A 26,185-nucleotide genomic window follows, 5' to 3' on the forward strand; every position below is an offset into this window, starting at 1 on the left:
CCGTGCTGCTGCACGGCGCCTCACAGACACCTCAGACGCCCAGACGATGACCGAGATCTCCAGCACCCGCAGCGATCGGGTGAAGATGGTCCGGTCCTTGTCTGGGCGTTCTGCGCGTTCACGCACCGGACGGTTCCTGGTCGAGGGACCGCAGGGTGTCCGCGAGGCCGTCCGCTACAGCCCGCAGTCCGTCCGCGACGTCTACCTCACGGCAGAGTCGCGCGACAGGTACCGCGAGATCGTGGCCGACGCCGAGGCGGCGCGCGTGTACTTCCACGTCACGACGCCCGAGGTGCTCGAGGCCATGAGCCCGGACGCCCAGGGCGTCCTGGCGGTCCTCGACCTCCCCGACCCGGGTGACGGCCCTGCGGCCGCGCTCGAGCTGGCGCTCGCGCAGAGCCCGCGGCTGGTCGCCGTGCTCTCGAACGTGCGTGACCCCGGCAACGCCGGAGCGGTCATCCGCGCGGCCGACGCTGCCGGAGCCGACCTCGTGGTCCTCACCACGAACAGCGTCGACATCCACAGCCCCAAGGTGGTCCGCTCGACCGCCGGGTCGCTCTTCCACCTCCCCGTCGTCACGGGCGTCCCGCTCGACGAGGCCGTCGCGGCGCTCGGCCTCGGGGGTCTGCAGACCCTCGCCGCCGACGGCGTCGGCACCCACGACCTCGACGACCTGCTCGACGTCGCAGGGGACGCCCCCGAGGGTGTCCCCGACCTGCGCGCACCCTCTGCCTGGATCTTCGGCAACGAGGCCTGGGGTCTGACCGAGGCCGAGCGTGGCCTCGCCGACGCCGTGGTGCGTGTCCCCATCCGGGGTCGCGCCGAGTCGCTCAACCTGGCGACCGCCGCGACCGTCTGTCTGTACGCGAGCTCGCGCGCCCAGCGCTAGCCCTCGCGTCCCAACGCTAGGAATCCCATGCCGGCCGTCCAGGCTCCCCTCGGGCACGGTCTCCGTGTCCGCCACCTCACCATGATGGGCCTCGGCTCGGCGATCGGTGCCGGGCTGTTCCTCGGGACGGGCGTCGGGATCGCCGCTGCCGGGCCCGCGGTCCTGGTGTCGTACGTCGTGGCCGGTGCGCTCGTCGTGCTGCTCATGCGCATGCTCGCGGAGATGGCCTCGGCCGTCCCGTCGAGCGGGGCGTTCTCGACGTACGCGGAGGTCGGCATCGGCCGGTGGGCCGGCTTCACCGTCGGCTGGGTGTACTGGTTCATGCTCGTCATGGTCCTGGGTGTCGAGATCACCGGTGCGTCCCAGATCGTCTCCGGGTGGTTCCCGGGCATCCCGCAGTGGGTCGTGGCGCTCGTCTTCGTGACCTTCTTCGCGGTCGTGAACCTCTCGGGGGTCCGGCGCTTCGGAGAGTTCGAGTTCTGGTTCGCGACCATCAAGGTCGTCGCGATCATCGGCTTCCTCGTCGTGGGGGCGCTCGTCCTCACCGGCGTGATCGACGTCGGTCAGCCCGTGGGAATCCAGGCGATGCTCAGCGACGGCGGCTTCGCGCCCAACGGCGTCGCAGGCATCGCGGCAGGTCTGCTCGCGGTGCTCTTCGCCTTCGGCGGGATCGAGATCGTCACGATCGCCGCCGCGGAGTCCGAGGACCCGGCCCGGTCGATCGCCCGCGCAGCCGCGAGCGTCGTGTGGCGCATCCTCTTCTTCTACATCGGCTCCGTCACGGTGATGATCCTCGTCATGCCGTGGAGCTCGCCCGAGCTCGTCGCCGGTCCCTTCGTCTCGGTCCTCGACATCGCCGGCGTGCCCGGCGCGGGCAGGGTGATGGAGGCGGTCGTGGTCATCGCGCTGCTCTCGGCCTTCAACGCCAACGTCTACGGCACGTCTCGCATGGTCTTCTCGCTGTCGCAGCGCGGCGACGGCCCTCGGTACTTCACGGGCGTCAGCCGACGGGGTGTGCCGAACCGCGCCGTCTGGACCTCGATCGTCTTCGGTCTCGTCTCGGTCGGCCTCAACGCGTGGCTGCCCGACCAGATCCTCGGCATCCTGCTCAACGCCGTCGGCGCGACCCTGCTCGGGATCTGGGCCTTCATCGCCGTCTCCCAGCTGCGGCTGCGGCCACGGCTCGAGCGCGAGGGCACCCTGACCCTGAAGATGTGGGCCTTCCCGTTCCTCACCTGGGTGACCCTCGCTGCGCTGGCCGCGATCGTGGTGCTCATGCTCTTCGACGACACCGCCCGCCAGCAGCTCCTGGCCACCTCTGGGCTGTTCCTGCTCGTCGTGGGCGTGTACCTCGTCCGTGAGCAGGTCCGCCGCCGCCGCGGCGCAGACGCCTGAGACTAAGATCGACGCGGGTCCACCCGACCGCGACGACCGTACGACCGAGCCCGGAAGGCACGTATGTCCACCCCTGACCCCGCAGCGCAGGCTGCACCCACGGCGAGCACCACGGCCATCTCACCGCTCGACGCCGACGCCGTCTCGGCTGCCGTCGACGCAGCCCTGCAGGCCGTGGCCGGCGCGGACAGCCTCGACGCGTTGCGCGCCGTGCGCACAGCCGTGACCGGCGACCGCAGCCCGATCGCCCTGGCCAACCGTGAGATCGGCGGCCTCCAGGGCCCCGACAAGGCGACCGCCGGCAAGATCCTCGGCCCGGCCCGCGGCCGGATCAACCAGGCGCTGTCCGCCCGCCAGGTCGAGCTCGAGGCCGAGCGTGACGCCCGGGTGCTCGTCGAGGAGGCCGTCGACGTGACGCTCCCCGTCGACCGTCGTCTGGAGGGTGCTCGCCACCCCCTCGAGCTCATCCAGGAGCGCGTCGCCGACTTCTTCGTCTCCATGGGGTGGGAGATCGCCGAGGGGCCCGAGGTCGAGGCCGAGTGGTTCAACTTCGACGCCCTCAACTTCGGCCCGGACCACCCGGCCCGCCAGATGCAGGACACCTTCTTCGCCCGGACCCCCGGGGTCGAGGACGGCGACTCTGGTCTCGTGCTGCGCACCCACACCTCGCCGGTCCAGGCCCGCACGCTGCTCGAGCGCGAGCTCCCGCTGTACATCGCGTGCCCCGGGAAGGTGTTCCGCACCGACGAGCTCGACGCGACGCACACGCCGGTCTTCCACCAGGTCGAGGGGCTTGCCGTCGACAAGGGCCTGACGATGGCGCACCTGCTCGGCACGCTCGACCACTTCGCGAAGGCGATGTTCGGACCTGACGCCAAGACGCGTCTGCGTCCTTCGTTCTTCCCCTTCACCGAGCCGAGCGCCGAGATGGACCTGTGGTTCCCGCAGAAGAAGGGCGGCGCAGGCTGGATTGAGTGGGGCGGCTGCGGCATGGTCAACCCCAACGTGCTCCTCGCGGCGGGCATCGACCCGCAGGAGTACACAGGCTTCGCCTTCGGCATGGGCATCGAGCGCACGCTCATGCTCCGTCACGGCATCGCCGACATGCACGACATGGTGGAGGGCGACGTCCGCTTCTCCCAGCACTTCGGAATGGACCTCTGATGCCCCTGATCCCCCTGTCCTGGCTCGGTGAGCACGTCGAGCTGCCCGCCGGTCTGACGGCTGAGCAGCTCGCGGCCGACCTCGTGCGCGTCGGGCTCGAAGAAGAAGAGGTCCACGGCGCGGCGGTGACCGGGCCCCTGGTCGTCGGACGGGTGCTCTCGCTCGTCAAGGAGCCTCAGAAGAACGGCAAGGTGATCAACTGGTGCCAGGTCGACGTCGGGGCGCACAACACCCTCGACGACGACGGTCAGCCCACGGTCCCGCGCGGGATCATCTGCGGTGCGCACAACTTCGTCGAGGGTGACCTCGTCGTCGCTGCGCTGCCCGGGACCGTCCTTCCTGGCCCGTTCCCGATCGCGGCCCGCAAGACCTACGGCCATGTGTCCGACGGCATGATCTGCTCGACGAGCGAGCTCGGTCTCGGGGAGGGCGGTGACGGGATCATCGTCCTCGACCCGGCCGTGCACCCTGACGTCGAGCCGGGGACCGACGCCGTCGCGCTGCTCGGTCTCGGGGACGAGGTCCTCGAGATCAACGTGACCCCCGACCGCGGCTACTGCTTCTCGATGCGCGGTGTCGCCCGGGAGTACGCGCACTCGACGGGAGCCGCCTTCAGCGACCCGGGTCTGGCGACCGCAGAGCTGCCCGCCGCGACCGCCGACGGGTTCGAGGTGGTCGTCGAGGACGACGCCCCGGTCCACGGTGTCCCGGGCTGCGACCGTTTCGTCACGCGCGTCGTGCGCGGGATCGACCCGACGGCGCCGTCTCCGGCCTGGATGCAGCGCCGGCTCACGCAGGCGGGCATGCGACCCATCTCGCTCGCTGTCGACGTGACCAACTACGTCATGCTCGACCTCGGCCAGCCCCTGCACGCCTACGACCTCTCGACCCTGGTCGCGCCCGTCGTGGTGCGCAGGGCTACCGCGGGGGAGCGGCTTGTGACCCTCGACGGCACGGACCGCGTGCTCGACGTCGAAGACCTCCTCATCACCGACAGCGCCGGGGGTCGTGGGGCGCGCGTCCTCGGTCTCGCGGGTGTCATGGGCGGGGCGGAGACCGAGGTCTCCGACACGACGACCGACGTGCTCGTCGAGGCTGCGCACTTCGACCAGGTCTCGGTCGCCCGCACAGCACGTCGGCACAGGCTGCCGAGCGAGGCCGCGAAGCGTTTCGAGCGCGGCGTGGACCCGAGGCTCGCGGACGTGGCGGCCCAGCGGGTCGTCGACCTCCTCGTCGAGCACGGGGGTGGCACGGCCGACCCGGCCGTCAGCGACCTCGACGTCGTGGCCCCCCGTCCGGCGCTCCAGATGCTCCTGTCAGAGCCTGAGCGCCTCGTCGGCGTGCCCTACACGCGTGACCAGGTGGTCGGCACCCTCGAGCAGATCGGGTGCACGGTGACCGAGGTCGACGCAGCGGCAGGTCTGCTCTCCGTCGAGGTGCCGTCCTGGCGGCCCGACCTCGTCGGTGCCGCCGAGCTCGTCGAAGAGGTCGCGCGCCTGGTCGGCTACGACCAGATCCCGTCGATCCTCCCCGTCGCCCCGGCCGGTCGTGGTCTCACCCGCGGTCAGCGCGCGCGCCGCTCGGTGGCGCGCGGGCTCGCCGAGAGCGGTCTCGTCGAGGTGCTCAGCTATCCCTTCGTCGGGCAGAACCAGCTCGACGAGCTCGGTCTCGCCGCTGACGACGAGCGTCGCACCATGCTGACCCTGGTCAACCCGATGTCGGCCGAGAAGGGGCAGATGCGGTCGTCGCTGCTGGTGACCCTGCTCGACACCGCGCGACGGAACGTCGCCCGCGGGCGCACCGACCTCGCGCTCTTCGAGCTCGGGCTCGTCACGCTCCCCGTGGTCGGGGCCCCGGCTGCTCCGGCGCTCCCCGTCGGGCAGCGTCCGAGCGACGAGGAGCTGGCAGCGGTCGCTGCGGCCGTCCCCGCCCAGCCCCGGTTCGTCGCCGGTGTGCTGGCCGGCTCCATCGAGCTCTCGGGCTGGTGGGGTGCAGGCCGGGCAGCCGACTGGACCGACGCCGTCGCGGCGGTCCGGCTCGTCGCGGACCGGGTGGGCGCCCACGTCGACCTCGTCTCGACGAACGACCGGGCACCCTGGCATCCGGGTCGGTGCGCAGCGGTGACCCTCGCGGACGGGGCAGTCGTCGGCTATGCCGGTGAGCTGCACCCGAAGGTCCTCGAGCAGCTGTCGCTGCCCGCCAGGACCGTCGCCTTCGAGCTCGACCTCGACGCGCTCGTCGCGGCAGCGCCGACCGAGCCCCGCCAGGCGGCCCCGGTCTCGACCTTCCCGCTCGCCAAGGAAGACCTCGCGCTCGTGGTCGACGCCAAGGTGCCGGCGCAGGACGTCTTCGACGCCGTGCGCGACGGTGCTGGAGAGCTCCTCGAAGACCTGCGTCTCTTCGACGTGTTCACAGGTGACCAGCTCGGGGAGGGCAAGAAGTCCCTCGCCTTCTCGCTGCGGCTGCGTGCGCAGGACCGCACGCTCACGGCGCAGGACGCCGTCGCCGTCCGTGAGGCGGCTGTCGCGTCGGCCGCCGCACGGGTCGGGGCCGAGCTGCGCGCCTGACAGCGGCTCTGCCCACCACGCACGAGAGCCGACCATGTACGAGGGCTGACCCCGCACGCGGCCGGTGACGACACGAGGGCCGGTACCTCAGGAGCGATCCTGGGGTACCGGCCCTCGTGCGTGGTCTGACAAGGCTGGGGCGTGAGTCGTGCGCCAGGTGTGGGTGGCTCAGTCGCGGGCGAGACCTCGGTCCGTGACTGGCTACAGCAGGCTCAGACTGTCCCGTCCTGCACGTAGCTGCAGTCGTAGCCCGGCGGGAGCCAGCGGAAGGTGGTCGTCACCTCGGAGATGCTGATGCCCGCGGGGCGCTGCGCGTAGCACTCCTGCTTCGACTGGTCCATGCCGACCTTGGCGTACCACGCGGCGCCGACCGCCGTGCTCAGGACGACGAGGACTGTGAGGGCGATCCGTGCTCCGCGCGACGGACCGGGCTCGGATCTCTCGTAGCCGCCGTCGGCCCAGGAATGGTTCATGCGACGAGCCTAGCCGGGCGCTCGGAGCACGCTCGGCCCGACCCGGCTGTCGCTCGTCCGTGGGTGTCGGGGTCGCGGTGGCTGCCGTGGAGACGGCTCGCGCTGGTCACGGGACCAGCAGCACCTTCCCCGTCGTGCGTCGGCCCTCGAGCGCACGGTGTGCCTCGGCCGCCTCGGCGAGCGGGTACGTGTGCTCGACCCGCACGTCGAGGGTCCCGGCCCGCACGGCGTCGAAGAGCTCGCCGGCACGGAGCACGAGCTCCTCACGGGTCGCGACGTAGTCGCCGAGGGTCGGGCGGGTGACGAAGAGCGAGCCGCCTGCGTTGAGCCGCTGGAGGTCGACGGGCGGCACCTGGCCCGAGGACCCGCCGAAGAGCACGAGCATGCCGCGTCGGCGCAGCGAGGCGAGCGAGGCGTCGAAGGTGTCCTTGCCGACGGAGTCGTAGACGACGTGGACGCCCGCACCGCCTGTGAGCTCGCGGACACGGGCCGGCAGCTCGGTCGTGAGGTCGGTCATCTCGCGGTAGTTGACGACCTCGCTCGCCCCGGCGGCCCGTGACAGCGCAGCCTTCTCCTCGGTCGAGACCGTCGTGAGGACACGCGCCCCGCGGGCTGCCGCGAGCTGGGTGAGGAGCAGGCCGACCCCGCCGGCTCCGGCATGGACGAGGGCGGTGTCGCCCGGGCCGAGCGGGTACGTCGAGGTCGCCAGGTAGTGGGCGGTCATGCCCTGCAGGGGGAGGGCTGCGGCGACCTGGAGGTCGACGTCGCCGGGGACGTGCAGCGTCCGGGCCGCCGGGACGACGACCAGCTCGGCGTAGGACGAGGGCGCGTCGGACCAGGCGACGTGGTCGCCCACGGCGACGTCGGAGACCTCTGACCCGACGGCCTCGACGACGCCGGACCCCTCGGACCCGAGGATGCTCGGGTAGTCGATGCTGTAGACGCCCGAGCGCCTGTAGGTGTCGATGAAGTTCACGCCCGCAGCGGCCACCCGGACGAGGACGTCGTGAGGTCCCGGGGACGGGACGTCCACGGTGTCGTGACGCAGGACCTCGGGCCCGCCGGCGGCGGTCGCGACGACGGCGTGCATGGTCTGGTTCTCGGGGTGCTGCTCGGGCGTCATGGTGCTCCTCGCTCGGATCGGGTGTGGCTGCGCGTCAGGCGTCCTGGACCGGGCCGATGCCCTGCTCGTGGAGCCAGCGCAGCGCGGCGGTGGTCCACTCTTCGACCGTACCGCTGCCCGGCGCGAGGCCGAGGCCGTGACGACCTGTCGGGTAGACGTGCAGCTCGTACGGCACGCCGTGCTCGCCGAGGGCTGCGGCGAGGCCGAGGCTGTGGCTGACCGGCACGGTCTCGTCGTCCGCGGTGTGCCACAGGAATGCTGGCCCCGTCGAGGCGTCGACGCGCTCTTCGGTGCTCAGGGCGCTCGCGAGCCCGGCGTCGTCGGCGTGCTCGCCCAGCAGGTTCTCGCGGGAGCCGACGTGCGGGGTCCGCACGAGCGAGGTCACCGGGTAGCACAGGACCGCGGCGTCGGGGCGGGAGACGGTCAGTCCTGGTGCGGCGGCAGCCTGGACGCGGGCGACGTCGTCGTCGGTCGCGGTGAGCACGGTGCCTGCGAGGTGCCCGCCGGCGCTGAAGCCGAGGACGGCGACAGGACCGGTGATCTCGCCGTGCACGCCGGCGCGGAGCTCGGCGAGGGCGGTGAGCACCTGGTCGAGGGCTGTCGGATAGCGCTCGGGGGCGATCGCGTAGTCGAGATAGCCGCTCGCGACTCCGTGGCTGGAGAGCCACGCGACGACGTCGACGGACTCGTGCTCGGCGCGGTGGGCGTAGCCGCCCCCGGCCAGGACGAGGACAAAACCTCGGTGGTCGACGTCGGGGCGGGGTGCGAGGGTGAGGGGTGCGGCAGTCATCGTCCCAGCGTAGAGGTCTGTACCGAGGGCGGCTGTATCAACTCACAGTCTTGTGTATTGTTATGCACATGACGTTCACCGTGGCAGTTGCCGGAGCCAGCGGGTATGCCGGAGGCGAGACGCTCCGTCTCCTCGCCGGGCACCCTGAGCTCACCGTCGGGGCGGTCACCGCCCACTCCAACGCGGGCACCCTGCTCGGTGCCCACCACCCGCACCTGCGCTCCCTCGCGCACCGCGAGCTGCTGCCGACGGCCGTCGAGCACCTGCTGGGCCACGACGTCGTCGTCCTCGCCCTCCCGCACGGCGCCTCCGGCGCGATCGCCGCCCAGCTGCCTGACGACGTGCTCGTCGTCGACCTCGGCGCAGACCACCGCCTCGTGGACCCCGCCGCCTGGCAGGAGTTCTACGGCTCCGAGCACGCAGGCACGTGGACCTACGGGCTCCCCGAGCTGCTGCGCGTCTCGACCGTGGACAGCCAGGTCGAGTACACCAAGCAGCGAGAGCTGCTCGCCTCCACCCGGCGGATCGCCGTCCCGGGGTGCAACGTCACCGCCGTGACGCTCGGCCTCCAGCCTGGGGTCGCCGCAGGCCTGCTGAGCACCGACGACCTCGTCGCCGTCCTCGCGGTCGGGTACTCGGGCGCCGGGAAGAGCCTCAAGACGCACCTGCTCGCCTCCGAGGCCCTCGGGTCTGCGCAGCCCTACGCCGTCGGCGGCACGCACCGGCACATCCCGGAGATCGTGCAGAACCTCCAGGTCGCCGGGGCCGGCGACGTGACGATCTCCTTCACGCCGGTCCTCGTGCCCATGTCCCGTGGCATCCTCGCGACAGCCACCGCCCGCCTCGCCGGCGGCGCCGAGGGCACCACCCTCGAGCAGCTGCGGTCCGCGTGGTCCGACGCCTACGAGGGTGAGCCCTTCGTCGAGCTGCTCCCCGAGGGGCAGTGGCCCACGACAGCCATGACGGCCGGGTCGAACACAGCCCTCGTGCAGGTGGCCCTCGACCGGCGCGCCGGCCGCGTCGTGACCGTGACCTCGATCGACAACCTCGTCAAGGGCACCGCAGGCGGCGCCGTCCAGTCGATCAACACAGCGCTCGGCCTCCCGCAGGTCCTGGGCCTGACCACCGAAGGAGTCGCACCGTGAGCGTCACCGCAGCACAGGGCTTCCGGGCCGCAGGGACCGCCGCCGGCCTCAAGTCGACGGGCAAGCCCGACGTCGCCCTCGTCGTCAACGACGGCCCACTCGACGTCGCGGCCGCGGTCTTCACCTCCAACCGCGTGGTCGCCGCCCCTGTCACCTGGTCCCGCCAGGTCGTCGCCGACGGCCGCGCGAGCGCCGTCGTCCTCAACTCGGGCGGCGCGAACGCGTGCACAGGACCCGAGGGCTTCCTCGACACGCACCGCACCGCCGAGCACACCGCTGACGCCCTCGGCGTCTCCGCGGGGGACACGATCGTCTGCTCGACAGGACTCATCGGTGTCCGCCTGCCCATGGACAAGCTGCTCCCGGGCGTCGACGCCGCAGTCACCGCGCTCAGCACCGACGGCGGGACCGACGCCGCGCACGCGATCATGACGACAGACACCGTCGCCAAGACCGCCGTCGTCACCGTCGAGACCACGACAGGGACCTGGACCGTCGGCGGGATGGCCAAGGGGGCCGGGATGCTCGCACCCGGCCTGGCGACCATGCTCTCGGTCATCACGACCGACGCCGTCGTCGACGCCGCGACGGCCGACGCCGCCCTGCGCGCCGCGACCACGGCGACCTTCGACCGCGTCGACTCCGACGGCTGCATGTCGACCAACGACACCGTCGTGCTGCTCGCCTCGGGTGCCAGCGGGCAGACGCCGACCCTCGACGAGCTCGCCGCAGCCGTCACCGAGGTGAGCGCCTCGCTGTCCCGCCAGCTCGTCGCCGACGCCGAGGGCGCCAGCCACGACATCGCCGTCGAGGTCGTCGGCGCGCACTCCGAGGACGCCGCCGTCGCGGTGGCCCGGGCCGTGACCCGCTCCAACCTCTTCAAGGCAGCTGTCTTCGGCAACGACCCCAACTGGGGCCGCGTCCTCTCGGCCGTCGGCACCGTCCCCGAGTCTGTCGCCAGCTTCGACGCCACGACCCTCGACGTGTCGATCAACGGCGTCCAGGTGTGCCGCGCCGGGGGAGTGGGCGAGGACCGCGACCTCGTCGACCTCGCCGCCCAGCGCGAGGTCCGGGTGCTCGTCGACCTGCACGCAGGCGACGCCACGGCCACGGTCTGGACCAACGACCTCACGCACGACTACGTCCACGAGAACAGCGCGTACTCCTCATGAGCGACCAGACCCCCAGCGCACCCGACGCCCCGCTCGACCTCAGCGGGATCGACGTCGGCGAAGACCTCAGCCCCTCCCAGAAGGCCGAGGTCCTCCTCGAGGCCCTCCCGTGGCTCCGCCAGTTCCACGGCGCCCTCGTCGTGGTCAAGTACGGCGGCAACGCCATGATCGACGACACGCTCAAGGCGGCCTTCGCCGAAGACATGGTCTTCCTGCGCCAGGTCGGCCTGCGGCCGGTCATCGTCCACGGCGGCGGACCGCAGATCTCCGAGATGCTCGGACGCCTGGGCATCGAGAGCGAGTTCCGCGGCGGGCTGCGCGTCACCACGCCCGAGGCCATGGACGTCGTCCGCATGGTGCTCACCGGCAAGGTCTCCCGCGAGCTCGTCGGGCTGCTCAACGCCCACGGCCCGCACGCCGTCGGGCTCTCCGGTGAAGACGGCGGACTGCTCCGTGCCCGCCGCCGCCACGCGACAGTCGACGGCGAGGCCGTCGACGTCGGGCTCGTCGGGGACGTCGTCGACGTGGACCCGCGCGCCGTCCAGGACCTCCTCGACGCCGGGCGCATCCCGGTGGTCTCGACGGTCGCCCCCGACATCCTCGACCCCACCCAGGTGCTCAACGTCAACGCGGACACGGCCGCCGCCGCGCTCGCGGTCGCACTGCGCGCCCGCAAGCTCATCGTGCTGACCGACGTCGAGGGCCTCTACACCTCGTGGCCTGACCGCACGTCCCTCGTCAGCCAGATCACGGCCTCCGCGCTCGACACCCTGCTGCCGTCTCTCGAGTCGGGCATGGTGCCGAAGATGGAAGCCTGCCTGCGTGCCGTCCGCGGGGGAGTGCGCGAGGCCCACGTGATCGACGGGCGGGTCGCGCACTCGGTCCTCATGGAGGTCTTCACCACCCGCGGGATCGGCACCATGGTCGTCCCCGACAGCGACGGCAGGCTCAACCCGCCGACCATCTCGGCGCCGGCCATCAGCTCCGGCACCACCACCCCCACGACCGACGGAGACCCGCAGTGAGCGCCCTCGACCCCCGCAGCGACACGACCGCAGACCTCGCAGGTCCCGGCAGCGGTGCCGAGTGGACGTCTCGCTACTCGGGGGCCGTCATGGACACCTTCGGCCCGCCCCAGCGCGTGCTGGTCCGTGGTGAGGGCGCCTACGTGTGGGACGCCGACGGTCGCCGGTACCTCGACCTCCTCGGCGGGATCGCCGTGAACTCCCTCGGCCACGCGCACCCGACGCTCACCGCGGCGATCAGCGCACAGCTCGGCACGATCGGCCACGTCTCGAACTTCTTCGGGACCCCGACCCAGATCGCGCTCGCGGAACGGCTGCTCGAGCTCGCTGCGGCGCCCGAAGGCTCGCGCGTCTTCTTCTCCAACTCGGGGACGGAGGCGAACGAGGCGGCCTTCAAGATGGCCCGCCGCACGGGGCGCCCGCGGATCCTCGCGCTCGAGGGGTCTTTCCACGGTCGCAGCATGGGGGCGCTCGCCCTCACGTCGAAGGCCGCGTACCGCGAGCCCTTCGAGCCCTTGCCCGGCGGGGTCGAGTTCTTGCCCTTCGGTGACCTCGACGCCCTCGAGGCGGCCTTCGCCGGCGACCCCGCCACGAGCGACGTCGCCGCGCTGTTCCTCGAGCCGATCCAGGGCGAGGCCGGTGTCCGGCCGGTCTCCGCGTCCTACCTGCAGCGCGCCCGCGAGCTCACCCGTGAGCACGGAGCGCTGATGATCCTCGACGAGGTGCAGACCGGCATGGGCCGGACAGGCTCGTGGCTCGCCCACCAGCTCCCGCAGCTCGGCGGCGGGATCGTCCCCGACGTCGTCACGCTCGCCAAGGGTCTCGGCGGAGGGTTCCCGATCGGTGCCGTCGTCGCCTACGGTCACGGACCAGCGGCGCTGCTCGGACGCGGCCAGCACGGGACGACCTTCGGCGGCAACCCTGTCGCGTCCGCCGCGGCACTCGCGACCATCGGCGTGATCGAGCGTGACGGCCTGCTCGCCTCGGTCACGGCTGTCGGCGACCACCTGCGGAGCCGGCTCGCCGAGACCGGGCACCCGCTCGTGGTCGGGACGCGCGGCGAAGGCCTGCTCGTCGGCATCGAGCTCGCGGCGCCGGTGTCGGCCGACGTGGCCTCCCGCGCCCTCGACGCGGGCTTCATCGTCAACCCTGTCACGCCGACGGCGCTGCGCCTGGCGCCCCCGCTGATCCTCACCCGCGAGCAGGTGGACGACTTCGTCGCCTTCCTCGAAGGGCTGCCTGCTGAGCTCGCCCTGCCCACCGACCCCGCCGACCTCACCACGGAGGCCTGACGATGACCGCCCAGACGATCCGCCACATGCTGCGCGACGACGACCTCAGCCCTGCCGAGCAGGCCGAGGTCCTCGAGCTCGCGCTGCGGCTGCGCGCCGACAGGCACCTCGAGAAGCCCCTCGCGGGCCCGCAGGCCGTCGCGGTGATCTTCGACAAGCCCACGCTGCGCACCCAGGTCTCCTTCGCGACAGGCATCGCCGAGCTCGGGGGCTACCCTCTCGTCCTCGACGGCAACCTCGCGCAGATCGGTGTGCGGGAGTCGATCTCCGACACCGCCCGCGTCCTAGGACGCCAGGTCTCGATGATCGTGTGGCGCACCCACGCGCAGTCGCGCATCGACGAGATGGCAGCGGTCGCCGGGGTCCCCGTGGTCAATGCGCTCACCGACGACTTCCACCCGTGCCAGATCCTCGCCGACCTCGTGACGATCGCCCAGCATCGCGGCGGGGTCGCGGCCCTGGCCGGTCAGACCCTCGCCTACGTCGGCGACGGCGCGAACAACATGGCGCACTCCTACCTCCTCGGAGGAGTCACAGCCGGCATGCACGTGCGGGTCGGCACACCCGAGGGGTACCTGCCTGACGCCGAGATCCTCGCGGCCGCGGCGGCGATCGCCGAGCAGACAGGCGGGTCCGTCACCGTCACCTCCGACGCGGCCGCAGCCGTCGCCGGCGCTGACGCCGTGGCGACCGACACCTGGGTCTCGATGGGCGACGAGGCCACTGCCGCCGAGCGCGCCGAGCCCTTCGTGCCCTACAGGCTCGACGCCGCGCTGCTCGCCCACGCGGCGCCCGACGCGCTCGTCCTGCACTGCCTCCCGGCCTACCGCGGCAAGGAGATCACCGCCGAGGTGATCGACGGGCCGCAGTCGGTCGTCTGGGACGAGGCGGAGAACCGGCTGCACGCGCAGAAGGCGCTCATGACGTGGCTCCTGGGGCAGTCATGACCTTCGCCGCCGTCCCGGTCGGGAGCGTGCCGGCCACCAAGGCGGCACGGCACGCGCGCATCGTGCACCTGCTCGCCCGCGAGCAGATCCACTCCCAGGCGGAGCTCGCCAAGGCGCTCGCCGCCGACGGCCTGCACGTGACGCAGGCGACGCTCTCGCGCGACCTCATCGAGCTGCGGGCCGAGAAGGTGCGCACCTCGTCCGGGGTGCTCGTCTACGCGATCCCCGGCGAGGGTGGCGACCGTACCGTGCAGACCACGGCCGACGCCGAGTTCCTCGCCGCCAGGCTCTCCAGGCTCTGCGGAGAGCTCCTCGTCTCGGCCGAGGCGTCCGGGAACCTCGTGGTGCTGCGCACCCCGCCCGGCGCCGCCCAGTACCTCGCCTCGGCGATCGACCACTCGGTGTTCACAGGTGTGCTCGGCACGATCGCCGGAGACGACACGGTCCTCGTGATCGCCCGTGACGTGAGCGGCGGCGACGAGCTCGCCGCCCGCTTCGTCGGGCTCGCGAGCGACAGCACCTGACCCCGAGACCACGGCTCGACCGGACCTCCGGCCGAGCCCGCCGTCCGCCAGACGACCACCCGACCAGCGGTGGCCTCGACGGATGACAGACTTTGTCCCTCACCATCTTGAGAAAGTGAAGTGCCATGACAGAACGCGTCGTGCTCGCCTATTCCGGCGGCCTGGACACCTCCGTCGCCATCGGCTGGATCGCCGAGCGCACAGGAGCCGAGGTCATCGCGGTGGCCGTCGACGTCGGCCAGGGCGGTGAAGACCTCGAGGTCATCCGTCAGCGAGCCCTCGACTGCGGCGCCGTCGAGGCGTACGTCGCGGACGCCCGTGACGAGTTCGCCGAGGAGTACTGCATGCCGGCGCTGCGCGCCAACGGCCTGTACCTCGACCGCTACCCGCTGGTCTCGGCGATCTCCCGCCCGATCATCGTCAAGCACCTCGTGCGTGCCGCCCGTCAGTTCGACGCGCAGACCGTCGCCCACGGCTGCACGGGCAAGGGCAACGACCAGGTCCGCTTCGAGGTCGGCATCACCTCGCTCGCCCCGGACCTCAAGTGCCTCGCACCGGTCCGTGACCTCGCGCTGACCCGCGAGAAGGCCATCGCCTACGCGGAGCAGCACAAGCTCCCGATCGCGACGACCAAGCACAACCCCTTCTCGATCGACCAGAACGTGTGGGGCCGCGCCGTCGAGACCGGGTTCCTCGAGGACATCTGGAACGGTCCGACCAAGGACGTCTACAGCTACACGGACGACCCGACCTTCCCGCCGGTCGCCGACGAGGTCGTCATCACCTTCGACCAGGGCATCCCCGTGGCCCTCGACGGTGTCGCCGTGACGCCGCTCCAGGCGATCCAGGAGATGAACCGTCGCGCCGGCGCCCAGGGCGTGGGCCGCATCGACATCGTCGAAGACCGTCTCGTGGGCATCAAGTCTCGTGAGATCTACGAGGCCCCCGGCGCGATGGCCCTCATCGCCGCGCACCAGGAGCTCGAGAACGTCACCGTCGAGCGCGAGCAGGCCCGCTTCAAGCGGACCGTCGAGCAGCGCTGGACCGAGCTGGTCTACGACGGCATGTGGTTCTCGCCGCTCAAGAAGTCCCTCGAGACCTTCATCGACGACACCCAGCGCTACGTGTCGGGCGACATCCGCATGGTCCTGCACGGTGGCCGCGCGACGGTCACCGGCCGCCGCTCCGAGGCGAGCCTCTACGACTTCAACCTCGCCACCTACGACGAGGGCGACTCCTTCGACCAGTCGCAGGCTCGTGGCTTCATCGAGATCTTCGGCCTCACCGCCAAGCTCTCGGCAGCCCGCGACGTGAAGTTCGGCAACGGCGTGGACCTCACCGGTGCCGACCTCCCCGGGTCGAAGGCCTGAGATGACGGACCTCACTCCGTCGGACCCCTCGTCGACCCCGACTGAGCCCGCAGCCGTCGAGGCGGCTGCGGGCACGCAGGTCGGTGCGACCGGTGCGGCACCCGTGAGCCTGTGGGGCGGCCGGTTCGCCGGCGGCCCCTCCCAGGCCCTCGCCGCGCTCTCGCAGTCGACGCACTTCGACTGGCGGCTCGCCCAGCACGACATCGAGGGCTCGAGGGCTCACGCGCGGGTCCTGCACTCGGCAGGTCTGCTGTCCGAGGACGAGCTCACGGCGATGCTCGAGGCGCTCGACGTCCTCTCGGCCGACGTGGCGTCGGGGGACTTCCTCCCGCTGCTCGCCGACGAAGACGTGCACACCGCGCTCGAGCGCGGTCTCATCGAGCGAGCCGGCAGCGAGCTCGGGGGCAAGCTGCGCGCCGGCCGGTCGCGCAACGACCAGATCGCGACGCTCGTGCGCATGTACCTGCGCGAGGAGGGCAAGGTCATCGGCGGGCTGGTGCTCGACGTCGCCGACGCCCTCGTCGAGCAGGCTGCTGCGCACCCGGACGCCGCGATGCCCGGTCGCACGCACCTCCAGCACGCTCAGCCTGTGCTGCTCGCGCACCACCTGCTCGCGCACGTGTGGCCCTTGCTGCGCGACGTCGACAGGTTCATCGACTGGGACGTCCGTGCTGCGCGCTCGCCCTACGGGTCGGGTGCCCTGGCCGGGTCGTCCCTCGGGCTCGACCCCGAGGCCGTCGCCGCCGACCTCGGCTTCGACGGAGCGGTCGAGAACTCGATCGACGGGACCGCGAGCCGCGACGTCGTCGCCGAGTTCGCCTTCGTCTCGGCGATGCTCGGCATCGACCTCTCGAGGTTCGCCGAGGAGATCATCGTCTGGAACACCAAGGAGTTCGGCTTCGTCCGTCTGGACGACGCCTACTCGACCGGGTCCAGCATCATGCCGCAGAAGAAGAACCCGGACATCGCCGAGCTCGCGCGCGGCAAGGCCGGGCGTCTGGTCGGTGACCTCACGGGGCTGCTGACGACCCTCAAGGGCCTGCCGCTCGCGTACAACCGCGACCTGCAGGAGGACAAGGAGCCGGTGTTCGACCAGGTCGACACCCTCACGGTGCTCCTGCCGGCCTTCGCCGGGATGGTCTCGACGCTCACCTTCGACACCGGTCGCATGGCCGAGCTCGCCCCGCAGGGCTTCTCGCTCGCGACAGACATCGCCGAGTGGCTCGTCCGCCAGGGTGTCCCGTTCCGGGTGGCCCACGAGGTCGCGGGTGCCTGCGTCCGGGTGTGCGAAGACCGCGGGATCGAGCTGTGGGACCTCAGCGACGCCAACCTGGCGGAGATCTCCGAGCACCTGACGCCAGGTGTCCGCGAGGTGCTGACGGTCGAGGGCTCCTTGCGCTCGCGCGACGCCGCGGGCGGGACCGCTCCGGTCCGCGTGGCGGAGCAGCTCGAGGCGGCGAAGGTCCAGATCGCCGAGTACAGGTTCTGGGTCAACGGCTGAGCAGTCCTCCTGGGAGGACGCAGCGAGCAGCACCAGCACGGCACGCACGAAGAGCACGACAGGCACGATGGACGGGGACGGCATGAGCACGAACGACGGACACGGCTCATGACCGTCCCCGCCGACGTCCTGGACCTGATCCTCGAGGTCGTCGCCGAGGCCCCGGCAGGTCTGGGCGGCATGCGCCTGGTCTGCGTCGACGGGCCTGCAGGCTCCGGCAAGACGACCCTCGCGGACCAGCTCGGCCGGGCGCTGCCCGCCCAGGTCATCCACATGGACGACCTCTACCCAGGGTGGACCGGGCTCGCCGAGGGCGCCCAGAAGCTGCACGAGTGGGTCCTCGAGCCGCTGGCCCACGGGGTCCCGGGTCGGTACCGCAGGTACGACTGGCCGCTGGGCCTCTATGCCGAGCGGCACACCGTGCCGCTCGCGGACACCCTCGTGGTCGAGGGCTGCAACTCGGCAGCACTCACGACCGCGCCCTACTCGCCGGTGATCATCTGGGTCGAGGCGGAGGACGACGTGCGGCTCGAGCGCGGCATGCTCCGCGACGGTGACGGCGCGCGGGACCAGTGGACCACCTGGATGGTCGAAGAACGCCGTCTCTACGCGGAGCACCGGACGGCCGAGCGGAGCCACGTCCGGCTCGACGGTTCCGGGAACATCACCGGGCTCGGACCGACGGAGACTGCGTGAGCGCCGCGGTCTCCCCGGCACAGCACGATCCAGGTCGCGCGTGGTTCGCACGACCTGTCCTCGACGTCGCAGCAGGCCTGCTCGGCGCACACCTCACGCACAGCACGCCCGAGGGGTCTGTGACGCTCCGGCTGACCGAGGTCGAGGCGTACGGCGGCCTCGACGACCCGGGCTCGCACGCGGCGCGTGGTGTGACCCTGCGGAACCGGTCGATGGCCCTGCCGGGCGGGCACCTCTACGCCTACAGGCACCTGGGGCTGCACACCTGCCTCAACGTCGTCGCGGGACCTGAGGGCTCTCCGTCTGCGGTGCTCCTGCGGGGAGCCGAGGTGATCGACGGGGAGCCGCTCGCACTGGCCCGACGGACAGAGCGCGGAGTCGCCAAGACTGCGCGCGACCTGGCCCGCGGTCCGGCCCGGCTCGCGGTCGCGCTGGGGGTCGGGGTCGACCATGACGGGGCGGACCTGCTCGAGCCCGGAGGGTGTCTCACGCTCTCTGTCTCTACGTCGCAGCCGACTGTGGCATCGGTCGGCACATCCGCTGTCCAGCCTGGTGCTGTCGTGCGAGGTCCCCGGGTCGGCGTCAGCGGTCCGGGGGGAGACGGAGAGCTCTTCCCCTGGAGGCTCTGGCTCGCCGGGGAGCCGACGGTCTCCGCCTACAGGGCCGTGTCCCCGCGCCGACGCTGAAGAGGGCAGAATGGTCGGGCCAACCCCTAGACGAGGAGCAGCAGTGACCAACGTTCTCGATGAGCTCACCTGGCGTGGGCTGATCAGCCAGACCACCGACATGGACGCGCTCCGCGAAGCGCTCGACGGCGGCCCGGTCACGTATTACTGCGGCTTCGACCCGACAGCACCGAGCCTGCACCACGGACACCTCGTCCAGCTCCTCCTGCTCCGCCACCTGCAGCTCGCCGGGCACAGCCCCATCGCGCTCGTGGGCGGGGCGACCGGACTGATCGGCGACCCGCGGATGTCGGGGGAGCGGGTCCTCAACTCCCGGGAGATCGTCGCCGAGTGGGTCGAGCGTCTGCGCTCGCAGATCTCGCGATTCCTCGACTTCGACGGTGACAACCCCGCGCAGATGGTCAACAACCTCGACTGGACGGGTGAGCTGACAGCGATCGACTTCCTGCGGGACATCGGCAAGCACTACAGGCTGGGCACGATGCTGGCCAAGGACACCGTCGCGCGCCGGCTCGAGAGCAGCGAGGGTCTGTCCTTCACGGAGTTCAGCTACCAGATCCTCCAGGGGATCGACTACCTCGAGCTCAACCGTCGTCACGGCTGCACGCTGCAGACCGGCGGCAACGACCAGTGGGGCAACCTGCTGTCGGGGGTCGAGCTCATCCGCAAGTCCGAGCAGCGCTCGGTCCACGCGCTCACGACGCCGCTCATCACCAAGGCCGACGGCACGAAGTTCGGCAAGTCCGAGGGCGGGGCCGTGTGGCTCGACCCGGAGATGATGAGCCCGTACGCCTTCTACCAGTTCTGGCTCAACTCGGACGACGCCGACGTGGTGCGGTTCTTGAAGATCTTCACGTTCCGTACGGCTGAGGAGATCGACGAGCTCGCGGCCGCCGTCGCCGAGCGGCCTGCGGCCCGTGAGGCTCAGCGTGCACTGGCCGGCGACGTCACCACACTGGTCCACGGTGCTGGCGCGACCGAGGCTGCGATCGCGGCGAGCCAGGCGCTCTTCGGACGTGGGGAGCTGTCGAGCCTCGACGAGCAGACCCTCGTGGCGGCGGTCGCCGAGCTGCCCGAGACCGACGGGGCGCCCGGGGACCTGATCGTCGACCTGGTGGTCGCGGCTGGTCTGGTCGCCTCGAAGGGCGCCGCTCGTCGGGCCGTCGCGGAGGGCGGGGTCTACGTCAACAACACGAAGGTCGTCGGAGACGACGCCGTGCTGTCCGGGTCGGACCTCCTGCACGGTCGCGCCGCTGTGCTGCGCCGCGGGAAGAAGACGCTCGGGGTCGTCAAGGCGCGCGCCTGACCTGACCATGTCGTGCCGTCGGCCCCCGTCCTGCCCGGACGGGGGCCGATCTGCGTCTAGGTAGTGTGCGGCAGACCGGAGAGTGACTGCGGTCACCGGGAGCGGGCTTGACGCTCGTGTTCACACCACCGTAATGTTCTGGACGTCAGCCCGACTGGGAGACACAGACACCACTGCGAAGCTCTTCGGAGCCGGCGCGAAGTGGCTGGTCCCGGGGTTCGGCATCCTCTGCATGAAGGCNGACGTCAGCCCGACTGGGAGACACAGACACCACTGCGAAGCTCTTCGGAGCCGGCGCGAAGTGGCTGGTCCCGGGGTTCGGCATCCTCTGCATGAAGGCTTCGCAGGTTCGCCTGCGCCTGGTAGTGTGGAGGGCCTGGTTCGGACGGTGGTGACACTGTCTGGCTGCGGTTCGGACAGCTCGGAAGAGTGGTTCGAGGGGCCGCGAAGATCAGGTAGTCTTCACCAGGCCCGCTTGACCGGGTTARCGCGCTGGAAACGGCGAGTTGACGCAGGGAAGCGAGTCGGGTAAGTTTGAACGGTTGCCTCACGCCAGACGCTCAGTAATGAGTGAACGGGTGATGCGCGTCCGCTCCTTGAGAACTCACCTCACGCCAGACGCTCAGTAATGAGTGAACGGGTGATGCGCGTCCGCTCCTTGAGAACTCAACAGTGTGCTTAATAGTCAATGCCAAGACCCCTTGTCTTGGATTGGTGCTCGGCTTTTCGGTCGGGGCTGGTCTGGTGGCAAGGTTTATTTGGTATGAATTGAAAACGCAAGTTTTCGGTTTGTAGCCTTGATTAATCAAGTTCTCTCTTTGCAGGGAGGCTTGCTTCGTATGGTTGTTAACTGGTTTCGGGTTGATAGCAAACATTTACGGAGAGTTTGATCCTGGCTCAGGACGAACGCTGGCGGCGTGCTTAACACATGCAAGTCGAACGGTGACATCAGAGCTTGCTCTGGTTGATCAGTGGCGAACGGGTGAGTAACACGTGAGTAACCTGCCCTTGACTCTGGGATAACTCCGGGAAACCGGGGCTAATACCGGATACGAGACGCGACCGCATGGTCGGCGTCTGGAAAGTTTTTCGGTCAAGGATGGACTCGCGGCCTATCAGCTTGTTGGTGAGGTAATGGCTCACCAAGGCGTCGACGGGTAGCCGGCCTGAGAGGGCGACCGGCCACACTGGGACTGAGACACGGCCCAGACTCCTACGGGAGGCAGCAGTGGGGAATATTGCACAATGGGCGAAAGCCTGATGCAGCGACGCCGCGTGAGGGATGAAGGCCTTCGGGTTGTAAACCTCTTTCAGTAGGGAAGAAGCGAAAGTGACGGTACCTGCAGAAGAAGCGCCGGCTAACTACGTGCCAGCAGCCGCGGTAATACGTAGGGCGCAAGCGTTGTCCGGAATTATTGGGCGTAAAGAGCTCGTAGGCGGTTTGTCGCGTCTGGTGTGAAAACTCAAGGCTCAACCTTGAGCTTGCATCGGGTACGGGCAGACTAGAGTGTGGTAGGGGTGACTGGAATTCCTGGTGTAGCGGTGGAATGCGCAGATATCAGGAGGAACACCGATGGCGAAGGCAGGTCACTGGGCCACTACTGACGCTGAGGAGCGAAAGCATGGGGAGCGAACAGGATTAGATACCCTGGTAGTCCATGCCGTAAACGTTGGGCACTAGGTGTGGGGCTCATTCCACGAGTTCCGCGCCGCAGCTAACGCATTAAGTGCCCCGCCTGGGGAGTACGGCCGCAAGGCTAAAACTCAAAGGAATTGACGGGGGCCCGCACAAGCGGCGGAGCATGCGGATTAATTCGATGCAACGCGAAGAACCTTACCAAGGCTTGACATACACCGGAATCATGCAGAGATGTGTGCGTCTTCGGACTGGTGTACAGGTGGTGCATGGTTGTCGTCAGCTCGTGTCGTGAGATGTTGGGTTAAGTCCCGCAACGAGCGCAACCCTCGTCCTATGTTGCCAGCACGTTATGGTGGGGACTCATAGGAGACTGCCGGGGTCAACTCGGAGGAAGGTGGGGATGACGTCAAATCATCATGCCCCTTATGTCTTGGGCTTCACGCATGCTACAATGGCCGGTACAAAGGGCTGCGATACCGCGAGGTGGAGCGAATCCCAAAAAGCCGGTCTCAGTTCGGATTGGGGTCTGCAACTCGACCCCATGAAGTCGGAGTCGCTAGTAATCGCAGATCAGCAACGCTGCGGTGAATACGTTCCCGGGCCTTGTACACACCGCCCGTCAAGTCACGAAAGTCGGTAACACCCGAAGCCGGTGGCCTAACCCCTTGTGGGATGGAGCCGTCGAAGGTGGGATTGGCGATTGGGACTAAGTCGTAACAAGGTAGCCGTACCGGAAGGTGCGGCTGGATCACCTCCTTTCTAAGGAGCTACACACTGGCTYGWKYCGGGGACTACCCCGGYMGGGTTCAGGTGGCCACTTCCACACTCCGAATGAGGGTGTGGGTGGTTGCTCACGGGTGGAACATTGACTAGGACTCAGCTTGAGGGTCGATGCAAGTACACCAGCTTCGTCTGGTTGGAACGGATCGGTTCAAGGGSTGGGGACATGAGCACACTGTTGGGTCCTGAAGGCACGGGCGTCTTGTCAGCATGGTGTGTTGCCACGACACGGGTCACCCTGAACCAGTTGAACCGCTCTTGAGCTTTGCTCGGGGGTAGGCGGTGGTGTTGGGTGGGATCGTCCGTAGCTTGAGAACTGCACAGTGGACGCGAGCATCTTTGTAAGATCAAAGATTTATCTTTGGTTCTTTGCAATTTTTTGTTGTCAAGTTTTTAAGGGCACAGGGTGGATGCCTTGGCACTAGGAGCCGATGAAGGACGTAGTAGCCTGCGATAAGCCTCGGGGAGTTGGCAAACGAACTGTGATCCGAGGATTTCCGAATGGGGAAACCCAGCACGAGTTATGTCGTGTTACCCGCACCTGAATATATAGGGTGTGTGGAGGGAACGTCGGGAAGTGAAACATCTCAGTACCGACAGGAAGAGATATTCCGTGAGTAGTGGCGAGCGAAAGCGGAACAGGCCAAACCGTTCATGTGTGATACCCGGCAGGGGTTGCATGGGCGGGGTTGTGGGACCTTTCAGATGAGTCTGCCGGCTTGTCAGGGAGTCAGAAAGTCTCGTTATAGTCGAAGGGCATTGAAAGGCCCGGCGTAGAGGGTGTGACCCCCGTAGACGAAATGACGTGACCTCCCGAAGGGGATCCCAAGTAGCACGGGGCCCGAGAAATCCCGTGTGAATCCGTGAAGACCACTTCATAAGCCTAAATACTACCTAGTGACCGATAGCGGACAAGTACCGTGAGGGAAAGGTGAAAAGTACCCCGGGAGGGGAGTGAAATAGTACCTGAAACCGTGTGCCTACAATCCGTTGGAGCCTCCTTAGCAGGGGTGACAGCGTGCCTTTTGAAGAATGAGCCTGCGAGTTAGTGCTCAGTGGCGAGGTTAACCCGTGTGGGGAAGCCGTAGCGAAAGCGAGTCTTAATAGGGCGAATGAGTCGCTGGGTCTAGACCCGAAGCGAAGTGATCTACCCATGGGCAGGTTGAAGCGCGGGTAAGACCGCGTGGAGGACCGAACCCACCTAGGTTGAAAACTGGGGGGATGACCTGTGGGTAGGGGTGAAAGGCCAATCAAACTTCGTGATAGCTGGTTCTCCCCGAAATGCATTTAGGTGCAGCCTCGCGTGTTTCTTGCCGGAGGTAGAGCTACTGGATAGCCGATGGGCCCTACAAGGTTACTGACGTTAGCCAAACTCCGAATGCCGGTAAGTGAGAGCGCGGGAGTGAGACTGTGGGGGATAAGCTCCATAGTCGAGAGGGAAACAGCCCAGACCACCAGCTAAGGCCCCTAAGCGTGTGCTAAGTGGGAAAGGATGTGGAGTTGCACAGACAACCAGGAGGTTGGCTTAGAAGCAGCCACCCTTGAAAGAGTGCGTAATAGCTCACTGGTCAAGTGATTCCGCGCCGACAATGTAGCGGGGCTCAAGTACACCGCCGAAGCTGTGGCATTCACATRATAACCAGGCCTTCGTGGTCCAGGTGTGTGGATGGGTAGGGGAGCGTCGTGTGGGCAGTGAAGCTGCGGGGTAACCCAGTGGTGGAGCCTACACGAGTGAGAATGCAGGCATGAGTAGCGAAAGACGGGTGAGAAACCCGTCCGCCGAATGATCAAGGGTTCCAGGGCCAGGCTAATCCGCCCTGGGTAAGTCGGGACCTAAGGCGAGGCCGACAGGCGTAGTCGATGGACAAGGAGTTGATATTCTCCTACCGGCGAAGAACCGCCCATACCGAGCCAGGTGATGCTAACCGCCCAAGCCTGGTCCACAGGCCCTTCGGGGCTGAGGACTCAGGGGAGCGCGGGACCCGAACTTGTAGTAGGTAAGCGTATTAACAGGAGTGACGCAGGAAGGTAGCCAAGCCGAGCGACGGTTGTCTCGGTCTAAGGACGTAGGGCGAACAGTAGGCAAATCCGCTGTTCATATAGCCTGAGATCTGACGGGACCCACCCTAGGTGGGGATTTGGTGATCCTATGCTGCCRAGAAAAGCTTCGACGCGAGGTTCAAGCCGCCCGTACCCTAAACCGACTCAGGTGATCAGGTAGAGAATACTAAGGCGATCGAGAGAATCATGGTTAAGGAACTCGGCAAAATGCCCCCGTAACTTCGGGAGAAGGGGGGCCCGGAGCGTGAWCCCACTTGCTGGGGGAGCGTGCAAGGGCCGCAGAGACCAGGGAGAAGCGACTGTTTACTAAAAACACAGGTCCGTGCGAAGTCGCAAGACGATGTATACGGACTGACGCCTGCCCGGTGCTGGAAGGTTAAGAGGACGGGTTAGCCGCAAGGCGAAGCTCAGAATTTAAGCCCCAGTAAACGGCGGTGGTAACTATAACCATCCTAAGGTAGCGAAATTCCTTGTCGGGTAAGTTCCGACCTGCACGAATGGCGTAACGACTTCTCCGCTGTCTCAACCGTGAACTCGGCGAAATTGCACTACGAGTAAAGATGCTCGTTACGCGCAGCAGGACGGAAAGACCCCGGGACCTTTACTATAGTTTGGTATTGGTGTTCGGTGCGGCTTGTGTAGGATAGGTGGGAGACTGTGAAGCGGGCACGCCAGTGTTCGTGGAGTCAACGTTGAAATACCACTCTGGTCGCTCTGGACATCTAACCTCGGTCCGTAATCCGGATCAGGGACAGTGCCTGATGGGTAGTTTAACTGGGGCGGTTGCCTCCTAAAATGTAACGGAGGCGCTCAAAGGTTCCCTCAGCCTGGTTGGCAATCAGGTGTCGAGTGCAAGTGCACAAGGGAGCTTGACTGTGAGACTGACAGGTCGAGCAGGGACGAAAGTCGGAACTAGTGATCCGGCGGTGGCTTGTGGAAGCGCCGTCGCTCAACGGATAAAAGGTACCCCGGGGATAACAGGCTGATCTTGCCCAAGAGTCCATATCGACGGCATGGTTTGGCACCTCGATGTCGGCTCGTCGCATCCTGGGGCTGGAGTAGGTCCCAAGGGTTGGGCTGTTCGCCCATTAAAGCGGTACGCGAGCTGGGTTTAGAACGTCGTGAGACAGTTCGGTCCCTATCCGCTGCGCGCGCAGGAAACTTGAGAAGGGCTGTCCCTAGTACGAGAGGACCGGGACGGACGAACCTCTGGTGTGCCAGTTGTTCCGCCAGGAGCACGGCTGGTTGGCTACGTTCGGAAGGGATAACCGCTGAAAGCATCTAAGCGGGAAGCCTGCTTCAAGATGAGGTTTCCATGAGGGCTTGACCYTCGAGAGGCTCCCAGCAGACCACTGGGTAGATAGGCCGGATGTGGAAGAGAGGACTAACGACTCTCGGAGCTGACCGGTACTAATAAGCCGACAACTTGATAACACTCAAATTTTGTGTGCTACGCGTCCACTGTGCGGTTCTCGGGTAACGGCCGAGAACCGGTTGACAACCCAATAGAGTTACGGCGGTCATAGCGAGGGGGAAACGCCCGGTCCCATTCCGAACCCGGAAGCTAAGCCCCTCTGCGCCGATGGTACTGCACGGGAGACTGTGTGGGAGAGTAGGTCGCCGCCGGACAACCATTCAAC

18 protein-coding genes and 3 rRNA genes are annotated in these 26,185 nt (G+C 68.1%); 18 read left to right on the plus strand and 3 right to left on the minus strand.

Features of this window, described 5'->3' with window-relative positions; all coding sequences use genetic code 11:
- The first annotated feature begins 46 nt into the window (after window positions 1-46).
- The 4 genes from ASG53_RS07255 (at window position 47) to pheT (ending at window position 6,015) form a co-directional block, all read left to right on the plus strand.
- Window positions 47-889 carry a TrmH family RNA methyltransferase gene (locus ASG53_RS07255; protein WP_056130300.1) on the plus strand — a complete coding sequence of 281 codons (843 nt, stop codon included), beginning with the start codon at window positions 47-49 and terminating at the stop codon, window positions 887-889.
- 27 nt (window positions 890-916) lie between these two features.
- Complete coding sequence (locus ASG53_RS07260) at window positions 917-2,284, plus strand: amino acid permease (protein ID WP_056130303.1); 1,368 nt, start codon at window positions 917-919, stop codon at window positions 2,282-2,284.
- A 63-nt stretch (window positions 2,285-2,347) separates the two neighbouring features.
- Window positions 2,348-3,448: a phenylalanine--tRNA ligase subunit alpha gene (gene pheS, locus ASG53_RS07265; RefSeq protein WP_056130305.1), complete on the plus strand. Its 1,101-nt coding sequence runs from the start codon at window positions 2,348-2,350 to the stop codon at window positions 3,446-3,448.
- Entirely contained in the window at window positions 3,448-6,015 is a 2,568-nt protein-coding gene (gene pheT, locus ASG53_RS07270; protein WP_056130313.1) for a phenylalanine--tRNA ligase subunit beta, read from the plus strand. Before pheS ends, pheT begins: the two co-directional genes overlap by 1 nt.
- 212 nt (window positions 6,016-6,227) lie before the next feature.
- Here pheT and ASG53_RS07275 read toward each other — a convergent pair whose 3' ends face one another.
- From ASG53_RS07275 to ASG53_RS07285, 3 genes are all read right to left on the minus strand, one after another.
- Window positions 6,228-6,488, minus strand: a complete 261-nt coding sequence (locus tag ASG53_RS07275) for a hypothetical protein (protein WP_056130316.1) — start codon at window positions 6,486-6,488, stop codon at window positions 6,228-6,230.
- A 106-nt stretch (window positions 6,489-6,594) separates the two neighbouring features.
- Window positions 6,595-7,578, minus strand: coding sequence for a quinone oxidoreductase family protein (locus ASG53_RS07280; RefSeq protein WP_056130931.1), 984 nt, complete (start codon window positions 7,576-7,578; stop codon window positions 6,595-6,597).
- A gap of 67 nt (window positions 7,579-7,645) precedes the next feature.
- Window positions 7,646-8,401 carry an alpha/beta hydrolase gene (locus ASG53_RS07285; RefSeq protein WP_056130318.1) on the minus strand — a complete coding sequence of 252 codons (756 nt, stop codon included), beginning with the start codon at window positions 8,399-8,401 and terminating at the stop codon, window positions 7,646-7,648.
- Between the two features lie 62 nt (window positions 8,402-8,463).
- On the opposite strand from ASG53_RS07285, the gene argC reads away from it, so the two are divergent.
- The 14 genes from argC to rrf all read left to right on the plus strand — a co-directional run bounded on the left by argC (window position 8,464) and on the right by rrf (window position 26,174).
- Complete coding sequence (argC, locus tag ASG53_RS07290; RefSeq protein WP_056130321.1) at window positions 8,464-9,546, plus strand: N-acetyl-gamma-glutamyl-phosphate reductase; 1,083 nt, start codon at window positions 8,464-8,466, stop codon at window positions 9,544-9,546.
- Entirely contained in the window at window positions 9,543-10,718 is a 1,176-nt protein-coding gene (gene argJ, locus ASG53_RS07295) for a bifunctional glutamate N-acetyltransferase/amino-acid acetyltransferase ArgJ (protein ID WP_056130324.1), read from the plus strand. The genes argC and argJ overlap by 4 nt, the downstream gene beginning before the upstream one ends.
- Window positions 10,715-11,743, plus strand: coding sequence for an acetylglutamate kinase (gene argB, locus ASG53_RS07300; RefSeq protein WP_056130327.1), 1,029 nt, complete (start codon window positions 10,715-10,717; stop codon window positions 11,741-11,743). Before argJ ends, argB begins: the two co-directional genes overlap by 4 nt.
- Window positions 11,740-13,035 (plus strand): acetylornithine transaminase, encoded by a 1,296-nt coding sequence (locus ASG53_RS07305; protein ID WP_056130330.1) that lies wholly within the window; start codon window positions 11,740-11,742, stop codon window positions 13,033-13,035. The genes argB and ASG53_RS07305 overlap by 4 nt, the downstream gene beginning before the upstream one ends.
- Before the next feature lie 2 nt (window positions 13,036-13,037).
- The gene (argF, locus tag ASG53_RS07310; RefSeq protein WP_056130332.1) at window positions 13,038-13,982 is read left to right on the plus strand and encodes an ornithine carbamoyltransferase; all 945 of its coding nucleotides are present in this window, start codon (window positions 13,038-13,040) and stop codon (window positions 13,980-13,982) included.
- Complete coding sequence (locus tag ASG53_RS07315) at window positions 13,979-14,506, plus strand: arginine repressor (RefSeq protein WP_056130335.1); 528 nt, start codon at window positions 13,979-13,981, stop codon at window positions 14,504-14,506. Before argF ends, ASG53_RS07315 begins: the two co-directional genes overlap by 4 nt.
- A 125-nt stretch (window positions 14,507-14,631) precedes the next feature.
- Complete coding sequence (locus ASG53_RS07320) at window positions 14,632-15,876, plus strand: argininosuccinate synthase (RefSeq protein WP_056130337.1); 1,245 nt, start codon at window positions 14,632-14,634, stop codon at window positions 15,874-15,876.
- Window position 15,877: 1 nt separating this feature from the next.
- Window positions 15,878-17,377, plus strand: a complete 1,500-nt coding sequence (gene argH, locus ASG53_RS07325; RefSeq protein WP_082543845.1) for an argininosuccinate lyase — start codon at window positions 15,878-15,880, stop codon at window positions 17,375-17,377.
- 108 nt (window positions 17,378-17,485) lie between these two features.
- A complete protein-coding gene (locus ASG53_RS07330) occupies window positions 17,486-18,073 on the plus strand; it encodes a (d)CMP kinase (RefSeq protein ID WP_056130340.1) in 588 nt (195 codons plus the stop codon).
- A complete protein-coding gene (locus ASG53_RS07335) occupies window positions 18,070-18,759 on the plus strand; it encodes a DNA-3-methyladenine glycosylase (protein WP_056130343.1) in 690 nt (229 codons plus the stop codon). The genes ASG53_RS07330 and ASG53_RS07335 overlap by 4 nt, the downstream gene beginning before the upstream one ends.
- A 43-nt stretch (window positions 18,760-18,802) precedes the next feature.
- Entirely contained in the window at window positions 18,803-20,065 is a 1,263-nt protein-coding gene (gene tyrS, locus ASG53_RS07340; protein ID WP_056130345.1) for a tyrosine--tRNA ligase, read from the plus strand.
- 874 nt (window positions 20,066-20,939) lie between these two features.
- Window positions 20,940-22,463, plus strand: a 16S ribosomal RNA gene (locus ASG53_RS07345).
- Between the two features lie 404 nt (window positions 22,464-22,867).
- Window positions 22,868-25,979: ribosomal RNA gene (locus ASG53_RS07350) — 23S ribosomal RNA — on the plus strand.
- Between the two features lie 78 nt (window positions 25,980-26,057).
- Window positions 26,058-26,174, plus strand: a 5S ribosomal RNA gene (gene rrf / locus ASG53_RS07355).
- Together the 16S, 23S and 5S rRNA genes form the textbook arrangement of a ribosomal RNA operon.
- Window positions 26,175-26,185 lie beyond the last annotated feature (11 nt).

The sequence above is a fragment of the Sanguibacter sp. Leaf3 genome, assembly GCF_001425965.1.
Classification (GTDB): domain Bacteria; phylum Actinomycetota; class Actinomycetes; order Actinomycetales; family Cellulomonadaceae; genus Sanguibacter; species Sanguibacter inulinus.

Bases quoted from the DNA above. Each gene is read 5' to 3' on its own strand.
- ASG53_RS07255 (WP_056130300.1), top strand. From the start codon at position 47: ATGACCGAGATCTCCAGCACCCGCAGCGATCGGGTGAAGATGGTCCGG.
- ASG53_RS07260 (WP_056130303.1), top strand. From the start codon at position 917: ATGCCGGCCGTCCAGGCTCCCCTCGGGCACGGTCTCCGTGTCCGCCAC.
- pheS (WP_056130305.1), top strand. From the start codon at position 2,348: ATGTCCACCCCTGACCCCGCAGCGCAGGCTGCACCCACGGCGAGCACC.
- pheT (WP_056130313.1), top strand. From the start codon at position 3,448: ATGCCCCTGATCCCCCTGTCCTGGCTCGGTGAGCACGTCGAGCTGCCC.
- ASG53_RS07275 (WP_056130316.1), bottom strand. From the start codon at position 6,488: ATGAACCATTCCTGGGCCGACGGCGGCTACGAGAGATCCGAGCCCGGT.
- ASG53_RS07280 (WP_056130931.1), bottom strand. From the start codon at position 7,578: ATGCACGCCGTCGTCGCGACCGCCGCCGGCGGGCCCGAGGTCCTGCGT.
- ASG53_RS07285 (WP_056130318.1), bottom strand. From the start codon at position 8,401: ATGACTGCCGCACCCCTCACCCTCGCACCCCGCCCCGACGTCGACCAC.
- argC (WP_056130321.1), top strand. From the start codon at position 8,464: ATGCACATGACGTTCACCGTGGCAGTTGCCGGAGCCAGCGGGTATGCC.
- argB (WP_056130327.1), top strand. From the start codon at position 10,715: ATGAGCGACCAGACCCCCAGCGCACCCGACGCCCCGCTCGACCTCAGC.
- argF (WP_056130332.1), top strand. From the start codon at position 13,038: ATGACCGCCCAGACGATCCGCCACATGCTGCGCGACGACGACCTCAGC.
- ASG53_RS07315 (WP_056130335.1), top strand. From the start codon at position 13,979: ATGACCTTCGCCGCCGTCCCGGTCGGGAGCGTGCCGGCCACCAAGGCG.
- ASG53_RS07320 (WP_056130337.1), top strand. From the start codon at position 14,632: ATGACAGAACGCGTCGTGCTCGCCTATTCCGGCGGCCTGGACACCTCC.
- argH (WP_082543845.1), top strand. From the start codon at position 15,878: ATGACGGACCTCACTCCGTCGGACCCCTCGTCGACCCCGACTGAGCCC.
- ASG53_RS07330 (WP_056130340.1), top strand. From the start codon at position 17,486: ATGACCGTCCCCGCCGACGTCCTGGACCTGATCCTCGAGGTCGTCGCC.